At 66.0% G+C, this 23,396-nt stretch carries 21 protein-coding genes; 17 read left to right on the top strand and 4 right to left on the bottom strand.

The window, feature by feature from the left end; all coding sequences use genetic code 11:
* Positions 1-4 precede the first annotated feature (4 nt).
* Positions 5-910, top strand: a complete 906-nt coding sequence (locus G6N55_RS12900; protein WP_085222906.1) for an ROK family protein — start codon at positions 5-7, stop codon at positions 908-910.
* Here the strand turns inward: G6N55_RS12900 and G6N55_RS12895 are convergent.
* Positions 811-1,242 carry a winged helix-turn-helix transcriptional regulator gene (locus tag G6N55_RS12895; RefSeq protein ID WP_085222907.1) on the bottom strand — a complete coding sequence of 144 codons (432 nt, stop codon included), beginning with the start codon at positions 1,240-1,242 and terminating at the stop codon, positions 811-813. The two genes, G6N55_RS12900 and G6N55_RS12895, sit on opposite strands and share 100 nt — an antisense overlap.
* Before the next feature lie 81 nt (positions 1,243-1,323).
* Here G6N55_RS12895 and G6N55_RS12890 point away from each other — a divergent pair, with 81 nt between their 5' ends.
* The 3 genes from G6N55_RS12890 (at position 1,324) to rplL (ending at position 3,069) form a co-directional block, all read left to right on the top strand.
* Positions 1,324-1,764: a DUF1772 domain-containing protein gene (locus G6N55_RS12890; RefSeq protein ID WP_085222908.1), complete on the top strand. Its 441-nt coding sequence runs from the start codon at positions 1,324-1,326 to the stop codon at positions 1,762-1,764.
* A 253-nt stretch (positions 1,765-2,017) separates the two neighbouring features.
* Positions 2,018-2,641, top strand: a complete 624-nt coding sequence (rplJ, locus tag G6N55_RS12885; RefSeq protein WP_085223050.1) for a 50S ribosomal protein L10 — start codon at positions 2,018-2,020, stop codon at positions 2,639-2,641.
* 32 nt (positions 2,642-2,673) lie between these two features.
* A complete protein-coding gene (rplL, locus tag G6N55_RS12880; RefSeq protein ID WP_085222909.1) occupies positions 2,674-3,069 on the top strand; it encodes a 50S ribosomal protein L7/L12 in 396 nt (131 codons plus the stop codon).
* A gap of 48 nt (positions 3,070-3,117) precedes the next feature.
* On the opposite strand, the gene G6N55_RS12875 is transcribed toward rplL, so the two are convergent.
* Entirely contained in the window at positions 3,118-3,789 is a 672-nt protein-coding gene (locus G6N55_RS12875; protein ID WP_085222910.1) for a TetR/AcrR family transcriptional regulator, read from the bottom strand.
* A gap of 95 nt (positions 3,790-3,884) precedes the next feature.
* Here G6N55_RS12875 and G6N55_RS12870 point away from each other — a divergent pair, with 95 nt between their 5' ends.
* The 10 genes from G6N55_RS12870 (at position 3,885) to G6N55_RS12825 (ending at position 20,512) form a co-directional block, all read left to right on the top strand.
* Positions 3,885-5,399, top strand: a complete 1,515-nt coding sequence (locus G6N55_RS12870) for a carotenoid oxygenase family protein (protein ID WP_085222911.1) — start codon at positions 3,885-3,887, stop codon at positions 5,397-5,399.
* 173 nt (positions 5,400-5,572) lie between these two features.
* On the top strand, positions 5,573-6,583 hold the full coding sequence (locus G6N55_RS12865; RefSeq protein WP_085222912.1) for an ABC transporter ATP-binding protein: 1,011 nt from the start codon (positions 5,573-5,575) through the stop codon (positions 6,581-6,583).
* 444 nt (positions 6,584-7,027) lie between these two features.
* Positions 7,028-10,513 carry a DNA-directed RNA polymerase subunit beta gene (rpoB, locus tag G6N55_RS12860; RefSeq protein ID WP_276072089.1) on the top strand — a complete coding sequence of 1,162 codons (3,486 nt, stop codon included), beginning with the start codon at positions 7,028-7,030 and terminating at the stop codon, positions 10,511-10,513.
* Between the two features lie 45 nt (positions 10,514-10,558).
* Positions 10,559-14,509, top strand: coding sequence for a DNA-directed RNA polymerase subunit beta' (locus G6N55_RS12855; protein ID WP_085222914.1), 3,951 nt, complete (start codon positions 10,559-10,561; stop codon positions 14,507-14,509).
* A 149-nt stretch (positions 14,510-14,658) separates the two neighbouring features.
* Positions 14,659-15,519, top strand: a complete 861-nt coding sequence (locus G6N55_RS12850) for a type IV toxin-antitoxin system AbiEi family antitoxin domain-containing protein (RefSeq protein WP_085222915.1) — start codon at positions 14,659-14,661, stop codon at positions 15,517-15,519.
* Positions 15,520-15,628: 109 nt separating this feature from the next.
* Positions 15,629-16,387: a deoxyribonuclease IV gene (locus G6N55_RS12845; RefSeq protein ID WP_085222916.1), complete on the top strand. Its 759-nt coding sequence runs from the start codon at positions 15,629-15,631 to the stop codon at positions 16,385-16,387.
* 60 nt (positions 16,388-16,447) lie between these two features.
* Entirely contained in the window at positions 16,448-18,076 is a 1,629-nt protein-coding gene (locus tag G6N55_RS12840; protein ID WP_085222917.1) for an acyl-CoA dehydrogenase family protein, read from the top strand.
* A gap of 8 nt (positions 18,077-18,084) precedes the next feature.
* Positions 18,085-19,023 (top strand): crotonase/enoyl-CoA hydratase family protein, encoded by a 939-nt coding sequence (locus tag G6N55_RS12835; RefSeq protein ID WP_085222918.1) that lies wholly within the window; start codon positions 18,085-18,087, stop codon positions 19,021-19,023.
* Positions 19,024-19,025: 2 nt separating this feature from the next.
* Entirely contained in the window at positions 19,026-19,748 is a 723-nt protein-coding gene (locus tag G6N55_RS12830; RefSeq protein WP_085222919.1) for a PaaX family transcriptional regulator C-terminal domain-containing protein, read from the top strand.
* A complete protein-coding gene (locus G6N55_RS12825; protein ID WP_085222920.1) occupies positions 19,745-20,512 on the top strand; it encodes a crotonase/enoyl-CoA hydratase family protein in 768 nt (255 codons plus the stop codon). Before G6N55_RS12830 ends, G6N55_RS12825 begins: the two co-directional genes overlap by 4 nt.
* A gap of 4 nt (positions 20,513-20,516) precedes the next feature.
* Here the strand turns inward: G6N55_RS12825 and G6N55_RS12820 are convergent, their stop codons facing one another.
* Both G6N55_RS12820 and G6N55_RS12815 read right to left on the bottom strand, forming a co-directional pair.
* Positions 20,517-20,990, bottom strand: coding sequence for a DUF3060 domain-containing protein (locus G6N55_RS12820; protein ID WP_085222921.1), 474 nt, complete (start codon positions 20,988-20,990; stop codon positions 20,517-20,519).
* 29 nt (positions 20,991-21,019) lie between these two features.
* Positions 21,020-21,388 carry a DUF3060 domain-containing protein gene (locus tag G6N55_RS12815; protein WP_085223051.1) on the bottom strand — a complete coding sequence of 123 codons (369 nt, stop codon included), beginning with the start codon at positions 21,386-21,388 and terminating at the stop codon, positions 21,020-21,022.
* Positions 21,389-21,586: 198 nt separating this feature from the next.
* Here G6N55_RS12815 and G6N55_RS12810 point away from each other — a divergent pair, with 198 nt between their 5' ends.
* From G6N55_RS12810 to rpsG, 3 genes are all read left to right on the top strand, one after another.
* Entirely contained in the window at positions 21,587-22,234 is a 648-nt protein-coding gene (locus tag G6N55_RS12810) for a TetR/AcrR family transcriptional regulator (RefSeq protein ID WP_085222922.1), read from the top strand.
* Between the two features lie 279 nt (positions 22,235-22,513).
* Positions 22,514-22,888 (top strand): 30S ribosomal protein S12, encoded by a 375-nt coding sequence (rpsL, locus tag G6N55_RS12805; protein WP_007167812.1) that lies wholly within the window; start codon positions 22,514-22,516, stop codon positions 22,886-22,888.
* The gene (gene rpsG, locus G6N55_RS12800; protein ID WP_085222923.1) at positions 22,888-23,358 is read left to right on the top strand and encodes a 30S ribosomal protein S7; all 471 of its coding nucleotides are present in this window, start codon (positions 22,888-22,890) and stop codon (positions 23,356-23,358) included. The genes rpsL and rpsG overlap by 1 nt, the downstream gene beginning before the upstream one ends.
* Positions 23,359-23,396: the final 38 nt, after the last annotated feature.

Here is a 23,396-nt window from a genome sequence, read left to right as displayed (position 1 = left end):
GGCCATGCTTACCCTCTGCCTCGACATCGGTGGCACGAAAATCGCTGTGGGCCTTGCTGATTCCGAGGGTTCGCTGGTCTACACCGCTACCCGGCCCACGCCGGCGGGCGGTTCGGCCGACCAGGTGTGGGCCGTCGTCGCCGCGATGATCGCCGAGGCGTTAGCCGCGGCCGGCGGGGTGGTCCGCGCGGTGGGCATCGCGTCGGCCGGCCCGATCGATCTGCCCAGCGGAACGGTCAGTCCGATCAACATCGGGGGCTGGCAGGGGTTTCCGCTGCGGGACCGGGTCGCGTCCGTCGTGCCTGGCGTGCCGGTGCGGCTGGGTGGCGACGGCGTATGCATGGCGTTGGGGGAGCATTGGCACGGAGCGGGACGGGGTGCGGGGTTCCTGTTGGCCATGGTGGTGTCCACTGGCGTCGGCGGCGGATTGGTGCTCAACGGCATGCCCTACACCGGGCGCACCGGCAATGCCGGTCATGTCGGTCACGTGGTGGTTGAAGAGGGTGGCGAACGGTGCGCGTGTGGAGGTCGCGGCTGCGTCGAGACGGTGGCCGCCGGCCCGTGGCTGGTGCGCTGGGCGAGGGCCAACGGTTGGTCCGCACCACCCGGTGCCGGGGCGCGGGAGCTGGCTGCGGCGGCGGCGGCCGGGGATGCGATCGCGCTGCGCGCATTCCACCGCGGGGCCACCGGACTCGCGGCGATGATCGCCTCGGTGGCCGCGGTGTGCGATCTGGACCTGGTGATCATCGGGGGTGGAGTCGCCAAATCCGGTGGCCTGCTCTTCGACCCGCTGCACGCGGTGCTGGCCGACTATGCCGGGCTGGATTTCTTGTCCGGCCTACGTGCCGTGCCGGCAGAGCTGGGCGGCGAGGCGGGCCTGGTCGGCGCGGCCCGGCTCGCGGGGCTATAGCTAACCACGTTGCGCTGCATATGCTTTCGGCCCCAATCGCACAAACTCGCCAGAACCGGCTCCAGCGTTGTGCCGTACTCGGAAATCGAGTAGTGCACACAGGGCGGAACCGTGCGGGCGTCGTGGCGCTCGATGATTCCGGCGTCGACCAGCTCGTGCAGGTGCCGGATCAGCATCCGCTCGGTGATGCCCGGGATGCTGCGCCGCAACTCGGCGGTCCGCATCGGGCCGTCAGACAGCCGCCACAGGATCGTGCCCTTCCAGCGGCCGTCGATCACCGACAGCGCGGCGTCGATCGGGCAGTGACCGATTTCTTTTTTCGATACCGCCATCGCAGCTCCCAGCCTCGCAAGCATGCTGACTAATTTGTCAGTACCTTGATATTTGTCAGCATAACAGCCAGGGTCGTTCTCATGAACGACATGCTGAACGCACTGGCGGTGGTGATCGCCGGGCCGATGGTGGGCGTGGAGTTGTCGGTCGCGGCCTTCTTCAATCCGATGTTCGCGCCGCTGCCTGACGATGCCTTCCGCGCGGTCCGGGGCCGGGCTGCTCGGGTGCTGGGCGCCGTGATGCCGTTCTGGTACATCGGCACCCTGCTGATGCTGGCCGTGGCGGCGGTCCGCGGCTGGGGCGCGACGAGTGGCTGGCTGTGCGCCTTCGCCGCGGGCCTGATGGTGGTCGTCGTGCTGTTGACCGTGACGATGCTGGTGCCGATCAACAACCGCATCGCGAAGTGGCCGGCCACCGGCGAGATATCGCGCGAGCTCGCGGCGCGGTGGGACCGGCTGCACTGGCTGCGGGTGTTGCTGCTGCTGGTGGTGCTCGCTCTGCTGGCCGTCGCCGTCACCTGAGATTGGCCGTTTGGCTGACGGCGGGTTGTGCCGCTATCCTTGGTGCCGATCCACCGAAGACCGTCGGTCACCGAGCAATCGGTCGAAGGTCCGGGAACATCCCGGCGGCCCACGCAGGAGGACGAGGCCTTACCGCCGGCGCCCGCGCCGGTGTATCTCAACGCCCCGTGCCGCATCCTGCGCCGGGGCGTTCGTCGTTCCTCGGGTGATCACCGACGACACAGTTTCACTGCGTTTCACTGAGGAGGTATGCATGGCCAAAGCCGACAAGGCCACCGCCGTCGCGGACATTGTCGAGCAGTTCAGCGCCTCGACCGCGACCGTCATCACCGAATACCGCGGTCTGACGGTCGCCAACCTGGCCGAGCTGCGCCGCTCGCTGGCGGGTTCGGCGACCTACACCGTGGCCAAGAACACGCTGATCAAGCGGGCAGCCACGGAAGCGGGGATCGAGGGCCTCGACGAGCTGTTCGCGGGCCCGACGGCCATCGCGTTCGTCAGCGGCGAGCCCGTCGACGCCGCCAAGGCCATCAAGACCTTCGCCAAGGAGAACAAGGCGCTGGTCATCAAGGGTGGCTACATGGACGGCCACGCGCTGACGGTGGCCGAGGTCGAGCGCATCGCCGACCTGGAATCCCGCGAGGTGTTGCTGGCCAAGCTGGCCGGTGCCATGAAGGGCAACCTCGCCAAGGCCGCCGGCCTGTTCAACGCGCCGGTTTCGCAGTTCGCCCGCCTCGCGGCCGCTCTGCAGGAGAAGAAGGCGGCCGACCCGGCCGCCGCAGCGGCCCCGGCCGCAGAACCCGCTCCCGAAGCCGCGGCTTCGGAAGCACCCGCCGAGGCAGAAGCACCCGACGAGACACCGGCTGACGCCGAATAACCCATAAACCCAATTCAGGAAGGACCCACACCATGGCAAAAATCTCCACCGATGACCTGCTCGACGTCTTCAAGGAAATGACCCTGCTCGAGCTCTCGGACTTCGTGAAGAAGTTCGAGGAGACCTTCGAGGTCACCGCGGCCGCCCCGGTCGCCGTTGCCGCTGCCGGTGGCGCTGCCGCCGGTGGTGCCCCCGCCGAGGCCGCCGAGGAGCAGTCCGAGTTCGACGTCATCCTCGAGGCCGCCGGCGACAAGAAGATCGGCGTCATCAAGGTGGTCCGCGAGATCGTCTCCGGCCTGGGCCTGAAAGAGGCCAAGGACCTGGTCGACGGCGCACCCAAGCCGCTGCTGGAGAAGGTCGCCAAGGAAGCCGCCGAGGAGGCCAAGGGCAAGCTCGAGGCTGCCGGCGCGACCGTCACCGTCAAGTAGTTCAACTCGCGCAACCCCCGGGACCCAGGTTCCGGGGGTTTCGTGTGTTCAGCGCATCGCAGACTCGAGCGACTGCGCCACTTGCTGCGCGGAATCCCCAAGCGCAACAAGCAAATTCGTGGTCAGCGCGGTGAGCACCGGCGCGACCGCCGAGCCGTCGTCGCCGTAGTACCCGGCCAGCTCCAGCATCACGAATCCGTGAATCAACGCCCAGAACTGGGCGGCGGTGGCCACGACGGACGCGTCGTCGTCGGCGCTGCCCACCGTGATCCGGCCGTCCAGCATGCACCGGCGCACCACCCGCACCACGTGCGCGAAGCTGGGGTCGTGCTGCTCGATCTGAGCGACCGTTAGGGTCAAGACATTGCCGGCCGGCGCGTTGATGCCGTGCGCGCTGGTGCTACCGAACATCAGCCGGTACATGTGTGGCCGCTCGATGGCGTAGCGGCGGTAGGCGGCACCGACGGTAAACAGATCGGCCACCGGATCGGCGGTCTGCGGCACCGTCTGGGCGGCGTCGAACTGACGTAGACCCTCCTCGGCGACCGCCGCGATCAGGCCCCGCATCCCGCCAAAATGGGTGTACACGGCCATCGTCGAGGTCCCCGCGGCGCTGGCCACCTTGCGGGTCTGCAGGGCATCGGGGCCGTCGCTGTCGAGCAGGCCGACCGCGGCGTGCAGCATCTCGTCGCGAACACTGCGCTGAACTTCCGAAGTCATCTCTCCAACCATCTCCGATGAGGCCTTGCCATCTTCTCACTACCGGCGTACCGTCTCAATAACGCTGCAATAACAATGTTATAGGAGCTCAGCCCATGACTTCCACACAAACCGCCCAATCCGAGAACCCCTATCTCGAGGGCTTCCTGGCGCCGGTGGGCGCCGAAGTGACCGCGACCGACCTCACCGTGACCGGGCAGATCCCCGAGCACCTGGACGGGCGCTACCTGCGCAACGGGCCCAACCCGGCCGCGCAGGTCGACCCGGCCACCTATCACTGGTTCACCGGCGACGCGATGGTGCACGGGGTGGCGCTGCGCGACGGCAAGGCCTGCTGGTATCGCAACCGCTGGGTCCGCACCCCGCCGACCAGCGCCGCGCTGGGCGAGCCCGAGCGAACGGGGTTGAACCCACGCATCGGCATGCTGTCGGTCGGCCCCAACACCAACGTGCTGACCCACGCCCGGCGCACGCTGGCACTGGTCGAGGGCGGCGGTGCCAACTACGAGCTCACCGACGAACTGGACACCGTCGGGCCATGCGACTTCGACGGGACATTGTTCGGTGGCTACACCGCCCACCCGCACCGGGATCCGCGCACCGGCGAATTGCACGCGGTGTCCTACAGCTTCGGACGCGGGCACACCGTGCAGTACTCGGTGATCGACACCGCGGGGCGCGCGCGGCGCACCGTCGACATCGACGTGTCCGGGTCGCCGATGATGCATGACTTCTCGCTGACGGATAAGTACGTGGTGATCTACGACCTGCCGGTGACGTTCGACCCGGCCCAGGTGGTGCCGGCCAACGTGCCGCGCTGGCTGAGTTTGCCGGCGCGCTTGGTCATGGAGTCGGTGCTCGGCCGGGTCCGGATTCCCGGCCCGATGATGGCGGCGATCAACAGCAATCGGCAGCCCATGCATCGGATGCCATACAGCTGGAAGGACACCTATCCGGCGCGCATCGGGGTGATGCCCCGCGAAGGCGGCAACGCGGACGTGCGCTGGTTCGATATCGAGCCGTGCTACGTCTTCCACCCGCTCAACGCCTTCTCGGAGATGCGCGCCGGGACTGAGGTCCTGGTACTCGACGTGGTCAGCTACGCGCGGATGTTCGAGCGCGACCTGCGCGGTCCCGGCGACAGCCGCCCCGTGCTGAACCGCTGGACGATCAACCTGACGACCGGCGCGGTCAGCACCGAACGCCGCGACGATCGTCCGCAGGAGTTTCCCCGGATCGACGAGTCGGTGCTGGGTGCGCGCCACCGGTTCGGATACGCCGTCGGCCTGGACGGCGGCTACCTCTCCGGTGGAGCAACCGAGATGACCACGGCGCTGTACAAGCACGACTACGCGACGGGATCAAGCACCGTCGCGGCGCTGGAACCGGACCTTTTGCTCGGCGAGATGTCCTTTGTGCCCAACCCCACCAACGGCTCGGGGCAGCGTGCCGAGGACGACGGCGTCCTGATGGGCTACGCCTATCACCGGGGCCGTGACGAAGGGCAATTGCTGATCCTGGACGCTCAGACGCTCGACTCGGTTGCGACCGTTCACCTGCCGCAGCGGGTACCGATGGGCTTCCACGGCAACTGGGCTCCAACCGATTGACACTTTACGGTCACTGCCGGGACCATTAGCCTGCCTGCAGGGGCGGGTCTCAGGTCAGCGAATTTTTCGCTCCGGTGCTGTGCAACCATGCTGTGCGGTCCCGGGCGTGCGCTACAGTGACTCATGCCACACAAAGGGGCAGGTGGCAGCATGCGTCGACGGAAGGGTTCCCTATGGGTGTCGCTATCGAGGTCAATGGTCTGACCAAGTCCTTCGGATCATCGAGGATTTGGGAAGACGTGACCCTGGATGTCCCTGCCGGGGAGGTCAGCGTTTTGCTGGGCCCGTCGGGTACCGGCAAGTCCGTGTTTTTGAAGTCTTTGATCGGCCTCCTTCGTCCAGAACGTGGCTCGATTGTCATCGATGGCACCGACATCATCGAGTGTTCGGCCAAGGAGCTCTACGAGATCCGCACGTTGTTCGGGGTGCTGTTCCAGGACGGTGCGCTGTTCGGCTCGATGAACCTGTTCGACAACACCGCCTTCCCGCTGCGTGAGCACACCAAGAAGAAGGAAGGCGAAATCCGTGACATCGTCATGGAGAAGCTCGAGTTGGTGGGTCTGGGCGGCGACGAGAAGAAGTTCCCCGGCGAGATCTCCGGTGGTATGCGCAAGCGTGCCGGCCTGGCTCGCGCCCTGGTGCTGGACCCGCAGATCATCCTGTGCGACGAGCCCGACTCCGGTCTGGACCCGGTCCGTACCGCGTATCTGAGCCAGCTGATTCTGGACATCAACGCCCAGATCGACGCGACGATCCTGATCGTGACGCACAACATCAACATCGCCCGCACGGTGCCGGACAACATCGGGATGTTGTTCCGCAAGCACTTGGTGATGTTCGGTCCGCGTGAGGTGCTGCTGACCAGCGATGAGCCGGTGGTGCGCCAGTTCCTCAACGGCCGGCGTATCGGCCCGATCGGTATGTCGGAGGAGAAGGACGAGGCGACCATGGCCGAAGAGCAGGCGCTGCTCGATGCCGGTCACCACGCCGGTGGTACCGAGGAGATCGAGGGTGTGCCGCCGCAGATCACCGCGACGCCGGGGATGCCCGAGCGCAAGGGTGTGGCTCGTCGCCAGGCCCGGGTGCGCGAGATGCTGCACACCTTGCCCAAGAAGGCGCAGGCCGCGATCCTCGACGACCTCGAGGGCACACACAAGTACCAAGCGCACGAGTTCGGCGACTAGCCGCAATCGTCTGACCTAGACCCGTCGCCACGGCTTGCAGTGGCGACGGGTCTAGGGGTGCGCGCCGCAAGCTGCGGACAGAGGAATTCGGCGACAACTTGCCGCCCCTTCCTCTTGACGAACGGGCGCGCACAGGCCAATCTGTTGGGCAGCATGTACCTACGGGAAAGTCGAGATGCCAGCCAGCGCCGATGCTCCCCGGATGGGTAGTTGAGGAATGCGCGCGCCTGCGCTATTGTTGGACGTTGCGCTGGCTACTTCCTGCCCACCTCACCCGCCACCTGACACCGTGGTCTTAGCCTGAGCCCCTTCTGCGGTTCAGCTATTTAGTTGCGCGCGTGAGGCTTGGTAGTTCGTTCGCCGGCATAAACCGAAACAAGTTGCGGCGAACAGACCCGGTGGCCCGGTTCTCGTCAGTCGCACGAGGTGCTGGAAGGATGCATCTTGGCAGATTCTCGCCAGAGCAAGACGGACTCCTCTAGTTCTAACAACTCCGTGCCTGGAGCACCTGACCGAGTTTCTTTCGCCAAGCTCCGCGAACCGCTTGAGGTTCCGGGGCTTCTCGACGTGCAGACCGACTCCTTCGAGTGGTTGATCGGCTCGCCGCGTTGGCGTGAGATTGCCTCCGGCCGCGGGGACGTCAACCCGGTCGGTGGCCTCGAAGAGGTGCTGAACGAGTTGTCGCCGATCGAGGACTTCTCGGGCTCAATGTCACTGTCGTTCTCCGACCCCCGCTTCGACGAAGTCAAGGCGCCGGTGGACGAGTGCAAAGACAAGGACATGACGTACGCGGCTCCGCTGTTCGTCACGGCCGAGTTCATCAACAACAACACCGGTGAGATCAAGAGCCAGACGGTCTTCATGGGTGACTTCCCGATGATGACCGAGAAAGGCACGTTCATCATCAACGGGACCGAGCGCGTCGTGGTCAGCCAGCTGGTCCGGTCGCCCGGTGTGTACTTCGACGAGTCGATCGACAAGTCGACCGAGAAGCTGCTGCACAGCGTCAAGGTGATTCCGAGCCGCGGTGCGTGGCTGGAGTTCGACGTCGACAAGCGCGACACCGTCGGCGTTCGCATCGACCGCAAGCGCCGTCAGCCGGTCACCGTGCTGCTCAAGGCGCTGGGCTGGACCAACGAGCAGATCCACGAGCGGTTCGGCTTCTCCGAGATCATGATGTCGACGCTGGAGAAGGACAACACCGCCGGCACCGACGAGGCGCTGCTGGACATCTACCGCAAGCTGCGTCCGGGCGAGCCGCCGACCAAAGAGTCCGCGCAGACCCTGCTGGAGAACCTGTTCTTCAAGGAGAAGCGCTACGACCTGGCCCGCGTCGGCCGCTACAAGGTCAACAAGAAGCTCGGCCTGCACGCCGGCGAGCCGATCACGTCGTCGACGCTGACCGAGGAAGACGTCGTCGCCACCATCGAGTACCTGGTGCGCCTGCACGAGGGCCAGGCGACCATGACGGTTCCCGGCGGCACCGAGGTTCCGGTGGAGACCGACGACATCGACCACTTCGGCAACCGCCGTCTGCGCACCGTCGGAGAGCTGATCCAGAACCAGATCCGGGTCGGTATGTCCCGGATGGAGCGCGTCGTCCGCGAGCGGATGACGACGCAGGACGTCGAGGCGATCACGCCGCAGACCCTGATCAACATCCGTCCCGTCGTGGCGGCGATCAAGGAGTTCTTCGGCACCAGCCAGCTGTCCCAGTTCATGGACCAGAACAACCCGTTGTCAGGGCTCACCCACAAGCGCCGCCTCTCAGCGCTGGGGCCGGGCGGTCTGTCGCGTGAGCGCGCGGGCCTCGAGGTCCGTGACGTGCACCCGTCGCACTACGGCCGGATGTGTCCGATCGAGACCCCTGAGGGTCCGAACATCGGTCTGATCGGTTCGCTGTCGGTGTACGCGCGGGTCAACCCGTTCGGGTTCATCGAGACGCCGTACCGCAAGGTCGTCGACGGTGTGGTTTCCGACGAGATCCACTACCTGACCGCCGACGAGGAGGACCGCCACGTTGTGGCGCAGGCCAACTCGCCGATCGACGCCGACGGCCGGTTCGAGGAGTCGCGCGTTCTGGTTCGCCGCAAGGCGGGCGAGGTCGAGTACGTGCCGTCGTCCGAGGTGGACTACATGGACGTCTCGCCGCGCCAGATGGTGTCGGTGGCCACGGCCATGATTCCGTTCCTCGAGCACGACGACGCCAACCGTGCCCTGATGGGTGCCAACATGCAGCGCCAGGCCGTTCCGCTGGTGCGCAGCGAGGCGCCGCTGGTCGGTACCGGTATGGAGCTGCGCGCCGCGATCGACGCCGGCGATGTGGTGGTGGCCGACAAGGCCGGGGTGATCGAGGAGGTGTCCGCCGACTACATCACCGTGATGGCCGACGACGGCACCCGGCACACCTACCGGATGCGCAAGTTCGCCCGGTCCAACCACGGCACCTGCGCCAACCAGTCGCCGATCGTCGACGCGGGAGACCGCGTCGAGGCCGGCCAGGTGATTGCCGACGGTCCCTGCACCGAAAACGGCGAGATGGCCCTCGGCAAGAACCTGCTGGTTGCGATCATGCCGTGGGAAGGCCACAACTACGAGGACGCGATCATCCTCTCCAACCGCCTGGTCGAAGAGGACGTGCTCACCTCGATCCACATCGAGGAGCACGAGATCGATGCCCGCGACACCAAGCTGGGCGCCGAGGAGATCACCCGGGACATCCCGAACGTCTCCGACGAGGTGCTCGCCGACTTGGACGAGCGCGGCATCGTGCGCATCGGTGCCGAGGTTCGTGACGGCGACATCCTGGTCGGCAAGGTCACCCCGAAGGGTGAGACCGAGCTGACTCCGGAGGAGCGGCTGCTGCGGGCGATCTTCGGTGAGAAGGCCCGTGAGGTCCGCGACACCTCGCTGAAGGTGCCGCACGGCGAGTCCGGCAAGGTGATCGGCATTCGGGTGTTCTCGCGTGAGGACGACGACGAACTGCCCGCCGGTGTCAACGAGCTGGTTCGCGTCTACGTGGCCCAGAAGCGCAAGATCTCCGACGGTGACAAGCTGGCCGGACGCCACGGCAACAAGGGCGTCATCGGCAAGATCCTGCCGGTCGAGGACATGCCGTTCATGCCGGACGGCACCCCGGTCGACATCATCCTGAACACCCACGGTGTGCCCCGACGTATGAACATCGGCCAGATCCTGGAAACCCACCTCGGGTGGGTCGCCAAGGCCGGCTGGAACATCGAGGGCACGCCCGAGTGGGCGGCGAACCTGCCGGAGGGCCTGCGGCACGCGCAGCCGGACCAGACGGTGTCGACCCCGGTGTTCGACGGCGCCAAGGAGGAGGAGCTGCAGGGCCTGCTGGCCTGCACGCTGCCCAACCGCGACGGCGACGTGATGGTGAACGCGGACGGCAAGGCGAGGCTGTTCGATGGCCGCAGCGGCGAGCCGTTCCCGTACCCGGTGACCGTTGGCTACATGTACATCATGAAGCTGCACCACCTGGTGGACGACAAGATCCACGCCCGCTCCACCGGTCCGTACTCGATGATCACCCAGCAGCCGTTGGGTGGTAAGGCGCAGTTCGGTGGTCAGCGATTCGGTGAGATGGAGTGCTGGGCCATGCAGGCCTACGGCGCGGCGTACACGCTGCAGGAGCTGTTGACCATCAAGTCGGACGACACCGTCGGCCGGGTCAAGGTATACGAGGCGATCGTCAAGGGCGAGAACATCCCCGAGCCGGGTATCCCCGAGTCGTTCAAGGTGTTGCTCAAGGAGCTGCAGTCACTGTGCCTCAACGTTGAGGTTCTGTCGTCGGATGGTGCGGCGATCGAACTGCGCGAGGGCGAGGATGAAGACCTGGAGCGCGCCGCCGCGAACCTGGGAATCAACCTGTCCCGCAACGAATCCGCGTCCGTCGAGGATCTGGCCTAACCAACGTTTTCAAGTATCTAAACCCGCAAGGGGAAAGGGAGTTACGTGCTCGACGTCAACTTCTTCGATGAACTCCGTATTGGCCTGGCCACCGCGGAAGACATCAGGCAATGGTCTTACGGCGAGGTCAAGAAGCCGGAGACGATCAACTACCGCACGCTCAAGCCCGAGAAGGACGGCCTGTTCTGCGAGAAGATCTTCGGACCGACTCGCGACTGGGAGTGCTACTGCGGCAAGTACAAGCGCGTGCGCTTCAAGGGCATCATCTGCGAGCGCTGTGGCGTCGAGGTAACTCGGGCCAAGGTGCGTCGCGAGCGGATGGGACACATCGAGCTGGCCGCACCGGTCACGCACATCTGGTACTTCAAGGGCGTGCCTTCGCGCCTCGGGTACCTGCTCGACCTGGCGCCGAAGGATCTCGAGAAGATCATCTACTTCGCGGCCTACGTGATCACCGCGGTCGACGACGAGATGCGGCACAACGAGCTCTCGACGCTCGAGGCCGAAATGGTGGTGGAGCGCAAGGGTGTTGAGGACCAGCGCGACGCCGACCTGGAGGCCCGTGCCCAGAAGCTGGAGGCCGACCTGGCCGAGCTGGAGGCCGAGGGCGCGAAAGCCGATGCGCGGCGCAAGGTTCGCGACAGTGGCGAGCGCGAGATGCGTCAGATCCGCGACCGGGCCCAGCGCGAGCTGGACCGGCTCGATGACATCTGGACGACGTTCACCAAGCTGGCTCCCAAGCAGCTGATCGTCGACGAGAACCTCTACCGCGAGCTCGTCGACCGGTACGGCGAGTACTTCACCGGGGCCATGGGCGCGGAGTCGATCCAGAAGTTGATCGAGAACTTCGACATCGACGCCGAGGCCGACATCCTGCGTGACGTCATCCGAAACGGCAAGGGGCAGAAGAAGCTTCGTGCGCTGAAGCGTCTGAAGGTCGTCGCGGCCTTCCAACAGTCGGGTAACTCGCCGATGGGCATGGTGCTCGACGCGGTGCCGGTGATCCCGCCGGAGCTGCGCCCGATGGTGCAGCTCGACGGTGGCCGGTTCGCCACGTCCGACCTGAACGACCTGTACCGCCGCGTGATCAACCGCAACAACCGCCTCAAGAGGCTGATCGACCTCGGTGCGCCCGAGATCATCGTCAACAATGAGAAGCGGATGCTGCAGGAGTCGGTGGACGCGCTGTTCGACAACGGCCGTCGCGGCCGTCCGGTCACCGGGCCGGGTAACCGTCCGCTGAAGTCGTTGAGCGACTTGCTCAAGGGTAAGCAGGGCCGGTTCCGTCAGAACCTGCTCGGTAAGCGTGTCGACTACTCGGGCCGTTCGGTCATCGTGGTCGGCCCGCAGCTCAAGCTGCACCAGTGCGGTCTGCCCAAGCTGATGGCGCTGGAGCTGTTCAAGCCGTTCGTGATGAAGCGGCTGGTCGACCTCAACCACGCGCAGAACATCAAGAGCGCCAAGCGAATGGTCGAGCGCCAGCGTCCCCAGGTGTGGGACGTGCTCGAAGAGGTCATCGCCGAGCACCCGGTTCTGCTGAACCGTGCGCCCACGCTGCATCGACTCGGCATTCAGGCTTTCGAGCCAATGCTGGTGGAGGGCAAGGCCATTCAGCTGCACCCGTTGGTGTGTGAGGCGTTCAACGCCGACTTCGACGGTGACCAGATGGCGGTGCACCTGCCGCTGAGTGCCGAGGCGCAGGCCGAGGCTCGCATCTTGATGCTGTCGTCGAACAACATCCTGTCGCCCGCGTCCGGCCGCCCGCTGGCCATGCCGCGACTCGACATGGTGACCGGGCTGTACTACCTGACCACCGAGGTGGCCGGGGCCGAAGGCGAATACCGCGCGGCCGGCAAGGACCAGCCGGAGCAGGGCGTGTACTCCTCGCCGGCCGAGGCGATCATGGCGTCCGACCGCGGCTTGCTCTCGGTTCGGGCCCAGATCAAGGTGCGGTTGACGCAGCTGCGTCCGCCGGCCGAGATCGAGACCGAGCTGTTCGGTCAGAACGGTTGGCAGCCAGGCGATTCGTGGATGGCCGAGACGACCCTGGGTCGGGTGCTGTTCAACGAGCTGCTGCCGCTGGGCTACCCGTTCGTGAACAAGCAGATGCACAAGAAGGTGCAGGCTGCCATCATCAACGATCTGGCCGAGCGCTACCCGATGATCGTGGTCGCGCAGACCGTCGACAAGCTGAAGGACGCCGGTTTCTACTGGGCGACCCGAAGCGGCGTCACGGTCTCGATGGCCGACGTGCTGGTGCCGCCGCGGAAGAAGGAGATCCTCGACCACTACGAGGACCGGGCGGACAAGGTCGAAAAGCAGTTCCAGCGTGGTGCTTTGAACCACGACGAGCGCAACGAGGCGCTGGTGGAGATCTGGAAGGAAGCCACCGACGAGGTCGGTAAGGCGCTGCGCGAGCACTACCCGGCCGACAACCCGATCATCACGATCGTCGACTCGGGTGCCACGGGTAACTTCACCCAGACCCGAACGCTGGCCGGCATGAAGGGCCTGGTGACCAACCCGAAGGGTGAGTTCATCCCGCGTCCGGTCAAGTCGTCGTTCCGCGAGGGCCTGACCGTGCTGGAGTACTTCATCAACACGCACGGCGCTCGAAAGGGTCTGGCGGACACCGCGTTGCGTACCGCCGACTCCGGGTACCTGACCCGTCGTCTGGTGGACGTGTCGCAGGACGTCATCGTCCGCGAGCACGACTGCGAGACCGAGCGCGGCATCATCGTCGAGCTGGCCGAGCGTCAGCCCGACGGCACCCTGATCCGTGACCCGTACATCGAAACCTCGGCGTACGCACGGACTTTGGGCGCCGACGCGGTCGACGAGGCCGGCAACGTCGTCGTCGCGCGTGGTGAGGACCTGGGCGACCCGTCGATCGAGGCCTTGCTGGCTGCGGGCATCACGCAGATCAAGGTCCGTTCGGTGCTGACGTGCACCACCGGTACCGGTGTGTGTGCGACCTGTTACGGGCGTTCGATGGCGACCGGCAAGCTGGTCGACATCGGCGAGGCCGTCGGTATCGTGGCCGCGCAGTCCATTGGTGAGCCCGGTACGCAGCTGACCATGCGTACCTTCCACCAGGGTGGTGTCGGTGAGGACATCACCGGCGGTCTGCCGCGTGTGCAGGAGCTGTTCGAGGCCCGGGTGCCGCGAGGCAAGGCGCCGATCGCCGACGTCACCGGGCGGGTTCAGCTCGAGGACGGCGAGCGCTTCTACAAGATCACCATCGTTCCCGACGATGGCGGCGAGGAAGTCGTCTACGACAAGCTCTCCAAGCGGCAGCGGCTGCGTGTGTTCAAGCACGAAGACGGTTCCGAGCGAGTGCTTTCCGACGGCGACCACGTCGAGGTGGGCCAGCAGCTGATGGAAGGCTCGGCCGACCCGCACGAGGTGCTGCGCGTGCAGGGCCCCCGCGAGGTGCAGATCCACTTGGTCCGCGAGGTCCAGGAGGTCTACCGCGCTCAGGGTGTGTCGATCCACGACAAACACATCGAGGTGATCGTTCGCCAGATGCTGCGCCGCGTCACCATCATCGACTCGGGCGCGACGGAGTTCCTGCCGGGTTCGCTGATCGACCGCGCGGAGTTCGAAGCGGAGAACCGCCGGGTAGTGGCCGAGGGCGGCGAGCCCGCGGCCGGACGTCCGGTGCTGATGGGTATCACGAAGGCGTCGCTGGCCACCGACTCGTGGCTGAGTGCGGCGTCGTTCCAGGAGACCACGCGAGTGCTGACCGATGCGGCGATCAACTGCCGCAGCGACAAGCTCAATGGTCTGAAGGAGAACGTGATCATCGGAAAGCTGATCCCGGCCGGTACCGGAATCAACCGGTACCGCAACATCCAGGTTCAGCCGACCGAGGAGGCCCGCGCCGCGGCGTACACGATCCCGTCCTACGAGGATCAGTACTACAGCCCGGACTTCGGCCAGGCCACCGGTGCCGCGGTTCCGCTGGACGACTACGGCTACAGCGACTACCGCTAGTCAGTAGCGCGAACAGACGCAAAAGCCCCCGCACGCACGGCGTGTCGGGGGCTTTTGCGTCTTGTCACCATATCCATAGATGCGCCTTGATCCCCAACGCGTTGGTGGATGAGTACTTTCGGCCCTGACCGCGATGCATTGTCGCTGGCGTGGATATCGAAAGCGTGTTAGTAGCCCGTGGCGGGTTGGCGACGACCCGCGAACTCCTGACCGTGGTCTCTCGCAAGCGTCTCGCCGGAATGATCAAGGCGGGCAGGCTTGTTCGGGTATGCCGCGGAGTCTATGCGTTACACGAACCCGACGTGTTGATGAAACTTGGAGCGCTCGATCTTGTTGCCGGCCAGCCGATTGTGGCGTGCATGGGGACGGCAGCAGCGTTGTACGGATTCGATACGGAAGGCGTGTCGTGCGTTCACATTCTCGATCCCGGGGTGCGAATGCGGCCGTCAGTCGGAGTCATGGTGCATCAGCGAATCGGCGCACCGTTGAGACGAGTCGAAGGTCGTCTTGCGACCGCACCCGCGTGGACGGTGATCGAAGTCGCGCGGATGCTGCGGCGTCCGCGTGCCCTAGCCACGCTCGATGCGGCGCTCTACGTTGGCGCATGCACCAGAGGGGAACTGGAAGCCGTCATCCGTGAGCACAAAGGCCGCCGCGGAATCGTCAAGGTTCGAGAGTTGACCGGCCACGCCGACGGTCGCGCAGAGTCGCCGATGGAGAGCGAGGCCAGGCTCGTATTTGTCGACAATAGGTTGCGTATGCCGGAGTTGCAGTACAGCATCGTCGATCATTACGGGAGGTGCTGGCGCGTCGACTTCGCATGGCCGGATGCGATGGTCATCGCCGAGTACGACAGCATCGAATGGCACATGAGCCGCGAGGCTTTTGTCCACGATCGGCTCAAAACCGCTCGCCTACAGGAGTGCGGGTGGACAGTGATTCCAATGACCGTCAACGACATAAGACTGGATCCGCTTGGCTTGATCGCGCGCATTAACCGCCACCTTTAGGCCCGGGCGAGCAGACGCAAAAGCCCCCGCACGCACGGCGTGTGTGGGGCTTTTGCGTCTGCTCGCGGTAACTCGCGGCGCGTCGGCGCCGCTCACTAGACTGGCCAACGTGCTGATCGGTTCGCACGTCAGTCCGCAAGACCCGCTGGCCGCAGCGGAGGCCGAGGGCGCTGACGTAGTACAGATATTCCTCGGCAACCCGCAGAGTTGGAAGGCGCCCAAGCCCCGTGAGGACGCCGCCGTGCTGAGGGCCGCGGCGCTGCCGATCTACGTGCACGCGCCCTATCTGATCAATGTCGCGTCGGCGAACAACCGGGTACGGATCCCGTCGCGCAAAATCCTGCAGCAGACCTGCGATGCGGCCGCCGAGATCGGCGCCGCGGCGGTCATCGTGCACGGTGGCCACGTCGCCGACGACAATGACCTCGACGAGGGCTTCGTACGCTGGCGCAAGGCGCTCGATCAGCTGGAATCCACCGTGCCGGTGTACCTGGAGAACACCGCGGGCGGCGACCACGCGATGGCCCGCCACTTCGACACCATCGCCAGGCTGTGGGATGTCATCGGCGACAGCGGAATTGGCTTCTGCCTGGACACCTGCCACACCTGGGCGGCCGGTGAGGCGCTGGTCAATGCCGTCGATCGGATCAAGGCCATCACCGGTCGGATCGATCTGGTGCACTGCAACGACTCCAAGGACGAGGCGGGCTCGGGCCGCGACCGCCACGCCAATCTGGGCACCGGACAGATCGATCCGGAATTGCTGGTCGCGGCGGTCAAGGCCGCGGACGCGCCGGTGATCTGTGAAACCTCCGACGAGGGCCGCAAGGACGACATCGCGTTCCTGCGGGAGAACACCAACGCCTGAACCCAGGACCGGCGTATTACACCTCTTGTGCAGTTGTTGAAAAACTGTAATATGGGTGGCATGTCGGACACGCACGTCGTCACCAACCAGGTTCCGCCGCTGGACAACTACAACCCCGCGACATCACCGATGCTCGTCGAGGCCCTGATCCGCGAGGGCGGGCAGTGGGGTCTGGACGAGGTGCACGCGGTCGGGGCGTTGTCGGCCAGTCACGAGGCCCAGCGCTGGGGTGAGCTCGCGGACCGCAATCAGCCGATCCTGCACACCCATGACCGCACCGGGCACCGGGTCGACGAGGTCGAGTTCGACCCGGCCTACCACGAGTTGATGCGCGCGGCGATTGCGCACGGCATGCATGCGGCGCCGTGGGCCGACGATCGCCCGGGCGCGCATGTGGTGCGGGCCGCGAAGACCTCGGCGTGGAATGTCGAGCCGGGTCACGTCTGCCCGATCTCGATGACTTATGCCGTCGTCCCGGCGCTGCGCTACAACCCCGAGCTGGCCGCTGTATACGAACCACTGCTGACCAGTCGCGAGTACGACCCGGAACTCAAGCTGGCCACCACGAAGGCCGGCATCACCGCGGGCATGTCGATGACCGAGAAGCAGGGCGGCTCCGACGTGCGCGCCGGCACCACTCAGGCGACCCCGAACGGCGACGGCACCTACAGCCTGGTCGGTCACAAATGGTTCACCTCGGCGCCGATGTGCGACATCTTCCTGGTCCTCGCGCAGGCGCCCGGCGGATTGTCGTGCTTCATGCTGCCGCGCATCCTGCCCGACGGCACCCGCAACCGGATGTTCCTGCAGCGTCTCAAGGACAAGCTCGGTAACCACGCCAACGCCTCGAGCGAGGTGGAATACGACGGCGCCACCGCCTGGCTGGTGGGCGAGGAGGGGCGCGGGGTGCCGACCATCATCGAGATGGTCAACCTCACCCGCCTGGACTGCACCCTGGGCAGCGCCACCAGCATGCGTACCGGGCTGACCCGCGCCATCCATCACGCCCAGCACCGAAAAGCGTTCGGCGCCTACCTGATTGACCAACCGCTGATGCGCAACGTGCTCGCCGACCTGGCCGTCGAGGCCGAGGCCGCCACGATCGTCGCGATGCGGATGGCCGGTGCCACCGATGCCGCGCTGCGCGGAGACGAGAAGGAAGCGCTGCTGCGCCGCATCGGCCTGGCGGCCAGCAAGTACTGGGTGTGCAAGCGCTCCACCCCGCACGCCGCCGAAGCGCTGGAATGCCTGGGGGGCAACGGCTATGTCGAAGAGTCCGGCATGCCGCGGCTGTACCGCGAGGCGCCGCTGATGGGGATCTGGGAAGGCTCCGGCAATGTCAGCGCGCTGGATACCTTGCGCGCCATGGCAACTCGGCCCGAATGCGTCGAGGTGCTGTTCGCCGAGCTGGATGGGAGCACGCGCCAGGATCCGCGGCTGGGCGGCCATGTCGAACGACTACGGCACGACCTGAGCGATCTGGACACCATCCAGTACCGCGCGCGCAAGGTTGCCGAGGACATCTGCCTGGCCCTGCAGGGCTCGCTGTTGGTGCGCCACGGCCACCCGGCCGTCGCCGAGGCATTCCTGGCGACCAGGCTGGGCGGACAGTGGGGTGCTGCGTTCGGCACCATGCCGGCCGGCCTGGATCTGGCCCCCATCCTGGAGCGGTCGCTGGTAAAGGGCTGAGCCAGAACATGACTCATGCGATCAGGCCGGTCGACTTCGACAATCTGAAAACGATGACCTACGAGGTCACCGACCGGGTTGCGCGGATCACCTTCAACCGGCCGGAAAAGGGCAACGCGATCGTCGCGGACACCCCGCTGGAGCTCTCGGCGCTGGTCGAGCGTGCCGATCTCGACCCGAACGTGCACGTCATTCTGGTATCCGGTCGCGGCGAGGGCTTTTGCGCCGGCTTCGACTTGTCCGCCTACGCCGACCGCACCGGCTCGGCAGGCGGCACCGGGGCATACCAAGGCACCGTGCTCGATGGAAAAACCCAGGGCGTCAACCACCTGCCGGACCGCCCGTGGGACCCGATGATCGACTATCAGATGATGAGCCGATTCGTGCGCGGGTTTTCCAGCCTGATGCACGCCGACAAGCCGACGGTGGTCAAAATCCACGGCTACTGTGTGGCCGGCGGCACCGACATCGCGCTGCATGCCGACCAGGTGATCGCCGCCGCCGACGCCAAGATCGGCTACCCGCCCACCCGGGTGTGGGGCGTCCCGGCGGCCGGCCTGTGGGCGCACCGGCTCGGTGATCAGCGCGCCAAACGTCTTCTGTTCACTGGTGATTCGATCACCGGCGCACAGGCCGCCGAGTGGGGGCTGGCCGTCGAGGCGCCGGACCCGAAAGACCTCGACGAGCGCACCGAGCGCCTTGTGCAGCGCATCGCCTCGGTTCCGGTCAATCAACTGATCATGGTCAAACTTGCGCTGAATTCTGCTCTGCTGCAACAGGGTGTGGCCACCAGCCGGATGGTCAGCACGGTGTTCGACGGTGTCGCCCGGCACACCCAAGAGGGCCACGACTTCGTCGCCGACTCCGTCGAGCACGGCTTCCGCGAAGCGGTCCGCCATCGCGACGAGCCGTTCGGTGACTACGGCCGCCGTACCTCCGGAGTGTAGCCATGCCGAACATGACGGCCCGGTCCGTGGTGCTGAGCGTGCTGCTCGGCGCTCACCCCGCCTGGGCGACCGCGAGCGACTTGATCAGGCTGACAGCCGATTTCGGGATCAAGGAGACGACGCTGCGGGTCGCGCTGACCCGAATGGTCAGTGCCGGCGATCTGGTCCGCTCCGCCGACGGGTATCGGCTCTCCGATCGGCTGCTGGCCCGCCAGGGCCGTCAGGACGAGGCGATGCGGCCACGAACCCGGGCCTGGCACGGAGATTGGCACGTCGTGATTGTCACCAGTGTGGGCACCGATGCCCGCACCCGGGCCGCGCAGCGAGCCAGCTTGTACCGCAAGCGTTTCGGTGAGCTGCGCGAGGGTGTCTGGATGCGGCCCGACAACCTCGACCTCGACCTGGAGCCCGACGTTGCCGACCGGGTACGGGTGCTCAAGGCGCGCGACGACGAGCCCGAGCAGTTGGTCGCCGAGCTGTGGGATCTACCGGCGTGGGTGAAGGACGGAAGCCGGTTGCTGGACGAGATGGCCGAAGCCTGCGACATTCCCGGCCGGTTTGTGGTGGCTGCCGCGATAGTGCGGCACCTGCTCACCGACCCGATGCTGCCCGCCGAACTGCTGCACGGCGATTGGCCGGGCGCTGGGCTGCGCAGCGCCTACCACGACTTCGCGACCGAATTGCTGCAGCGGCGCGATGCAACTCAACTTCTGGAGGCGAGATGACTGATCCGGTGCGAGTAGAGCGTAAGGGTCCGGTGACGACGGTGATCCTCAACCGGCCGGGCGCGCGTAACGCCGTCAACGGCCCGACGGCCGCGGCGCTGCATGAGGCGTTCGACGAATTCGACCGCGACGATTCCGCCTCGGTGGCCGTGCTGTGGGGTGACGGCGGAACCTTCTGCGCGGGAGCGGATTTGAAGGCCTTCGGCACGCCGGAGGCCAACGCGATCCACACCACCGGTCCCGGCCCGATGGGCCCATCGCGAATGGTGTTGTCCAAACCCGTGATTGCCGCGGTGAGCGGCTTCGCCGTCGCGGGTGGTCTGGAGCTGGCCATCTGGTGCGACCTGCGGGTGGCCGAGGAGGATGCCGTGTTCGGTGTGTACTGCCGCCGCTGGGGAGTGCCGCTGATCGACGGCGGCACCGTGCGGCTGCCGCGGCTGATCGGGCAGAGCCGGGCGATGGACATGATCCTCACCGGCCGCGGCGTCAAAGCCGACGAAGCACTCGCGATGGGACTGGCCAATCGTGTTGTCCCCAAAGGCGAATCGCGACAGGCGGCCGAGGAGTTGGCCGCGGAATTGGCCGCCTTGCCCCAGCAGTGCCTGCGGGCGGACCGGCTTTCGGCGCTACAGCAGTGGGGGTTGGCGGAATCGGCGGCAATCGAGCAAGAGTTCGCCAGCATTTGGAAGGTTGCCGCGGAGGCCAACGAAGGGGCGGGGCGGTTCGCGGCCGGCGCCGGCCGCCACGGCGCACCGGCCGGCTAGCCGCTCAGCTGCCCTTGTTGATGGTGTTACCCGAGCCGAGGTTGTCCACCTTCGGCTCGCCGTCCTTGTAAGTGATGGTGTTGTCGAGACCCAGCACCGTGATGCGGGTGTCGACCTTGTCGATGGTGATCTTGTTGTTGGTGCCACCGACATTCACCGTCACGCAGCTGCCGGTGACGGTCAAGGTGTTGTTGGAACCGGCGACGTTCAGCGATTTGCCGCTGGCGCAGTCGAGCGTGGCCGTCGTCCCCATCGATCCGTAGTTCAGCGTGTTCCCGATTTCGACTGACGCCGTGGTGCTTTCGCCACCCGACGTCGTCGGCGCCGCCGCGCCGGTCGTCGTGGTGGGTGCGCTGCTCTTCGTCGTGGAGCTCGGGTTCCCGGGCGGGTTGGCGGTCGAACTGCAACCGGCCAGCACTACCGCCGCGAGGGCGAGCACCGCGAGCTTGGACGGATGGTCAGTGATGTGGACGCGCATAATCCCCTCCTCGGTAGCGAAACTGCACCTCAGGCGGGCACCTGCTGCAGCCGATTAACCATGCCCAATTCCCGGCCGCGATCCCACAGGATCGGCGCGCCGTTGTGAAAGAAGACGGTCTGGTCGTAGCCGTACACCGTGATGTCGTGCGTGACCGAGTCCGCGATGATCGTGTTGCCCGAGCCCATCACGGTCACCGCCCAGCAGTTGCCCAGCGCGTTGATGTAGTTCCCGGTGCCGTTGACGATCAGGGTTGCGTCATTGCAGTCCACCACCTGCGTGGTGTTTTGCCCGATGACGTGGGTGTCGCCGTTCTTGGCGTGTGCCGGCGCCGCGGGCGTAGCGGCAATCGCGATGACACAGGTTGCAAGCGACCCGGCGACGGCTCTCCAGTGCACCGCGGCCCCCTTCACTGGGTACGTCTGTGGCGGGTATCTGCTGGACTGAGCCTACGTGTATTTGCCTGCTCGGTGGCAAATATTTTCGTCGTAGTCAACCGCGACCCGCCCCGGATCGGTCCGAGTAGATTGGCGACTCTGTCAACTAGAGTCATTAGTTGACCTTCACCTAGTCACCGCAATCGAAGGGCGATCGCCATGGCAGTTCATCCGGAACAGCCGTCGGCGGCAGGCCGCCCACGTGGCGGCAGATCCCCGTCCCGGCCGGGAAAGCTGAGCCGCGACGGCATCGTCGATGGCGCACTGACGTTCCTGGACCGGGAAGGCTGGGACTCGCTGACCATCAACGCGCTGGCGACGCAGTTGGGCACCAAGGGGCCGTCGCTCTACAACCACGTGGACAGCCTGGAGGACCTGCGTCGCGCGGTGCGGATCCGGGTCATCGACGACATCATCACCATGCTGAACCGGGTCGGGGAGGGGCGCGCCCGCGACGACGCGGTGCTGGTCATGGCCGGTGCCTACCGCAGCTACGCCCATCACCACCCCGGTCGGTACTCGGCGTTCACCCGGATGCCGCTGGGCGGCGACGACCCCGAATACACCGCGGCAACCCGGGGAGCGGCCGCCCCCGTGATCTCGGTGTTGTCCTCCTACGGCCTCGACGGCGAGGAGGCCTTTTTCGCCGCACTGGAATTCTGGTCCGCGCTGCACGGGTTCGTATTGCTGGAAATGACCGGTGTCATGGACGACATCGACACCGATGCGCTGTTCGCCGAGATGGTGTTGCGGCTGGCAACGGGCCTGGACAAGCGCACCGCGCCGGACGGAGCTCCGCCGAAATAGCGGGCCACCGCACGCGCGCGCTGAGGTCAGCCGTTGCGTCCAGCGGCCGCTTTGACCTGCCCGACCAGTGGCGGGTATTGTGGTGGCTCGTGCCTGGCGGCTTACGGCGCCTGACGTAAGGAAATGGATGCCGGGCCAATTCGCATGTCCACCACGCATCGGATGGTTCCGATGCTGAGCGGGTGCGACACACCCGGCCGCGGGGTAGTGCGGCGAGGCAAAACTGCAGTACAGAGACTTAAGAGCAGCACGAAGACTTCGAACACAGAAAGCCGGTAGATGCCAACCATTCAGCAGCTGGTCCGCAAGGGTCGCCGCGACAAGATCGCCAAGGTCAAGACCGCGGCCCTGAAGGGCAGCCCGCAGCGCCGTGGCGTATGCACCCGCGTGTACACCACCACCCCGAAGAAGCCGAACTCGGCGCTTCGGAAGGTCGCGCGCGTGAAGCTGACCAGCCAGGTCGAGGTCACCGCCTACATCCCGGGCGAGGGCCACAACCTGCAGGAGCACTCGATGGTGCTGGTACGCGGTGGTCGTGTGAAGGACCTGCCCGGTGTGCGGTACAAGATCATCCGCGGCTCGCTGGACACCCAGGGTGTCAAGAACCGCAAGCAGGCTCGCAGCCGTTACGGCGCCAAGAAGGAGAAGAGCTAATGCCGCGCAAGGGGCCCGCGCCTAAGCGTCCGCTGGTCAACGACCCGGTTTACGGGTCGCAGCTGGTGACCCAGCTGGTGAACAAAGTTCTGCTCAAGGGGAAGAAATCGGTCGCCGAGCGCATTGTTTATGGTGCGCTGGAGCAGGCTCGCGACAAGACCGGCACCGATCCGGTGATCACGCTCAAGCGCGCTCTCGACAACGTCAAGCCCGCCCTCGAGGTGCGTAGCCGCCGTGTCGGTGGTGCGACCTACCAGGTGCCCGTCGAGGTGCGTCCGGACCGGTCCACCACGCTGGCGCTGCGCTGGCTTGTCAGCTTCTCTCGGGCCCGCCGGGAGAAGACGATGATCGAGCGGCTGGCGAACGAGATCCTGGACGCCAGCAATGGCCTCGGGGCTTCCGTCAAGCGGCGTGAGGACACCCACAAGATGGCCGAGGCCAACCGCGCCTTCGCGCACTATCGCTGGTGACATTCACCGGCCGTAGCGCGGCCGGGGCGCAAAGCGAC

Origin of the sequence: Mycobacterium florentinum (assembly GCF_010730355.1) — a bacterium.
In the GTDB taxonomy this organism is placed as follows: domain Bacteria; phylum Actinomycetota; class Actinomycetes; order Mycobacteriales; family Mycobacteriaceae; genus Mycobacterium; species Mycobacterium florentinum.
The sequence above is the reverse complement of the archived record's forward strand: the minus strand, read 5'-3'. Positions and strand labels throughout refer to the sequence as shown.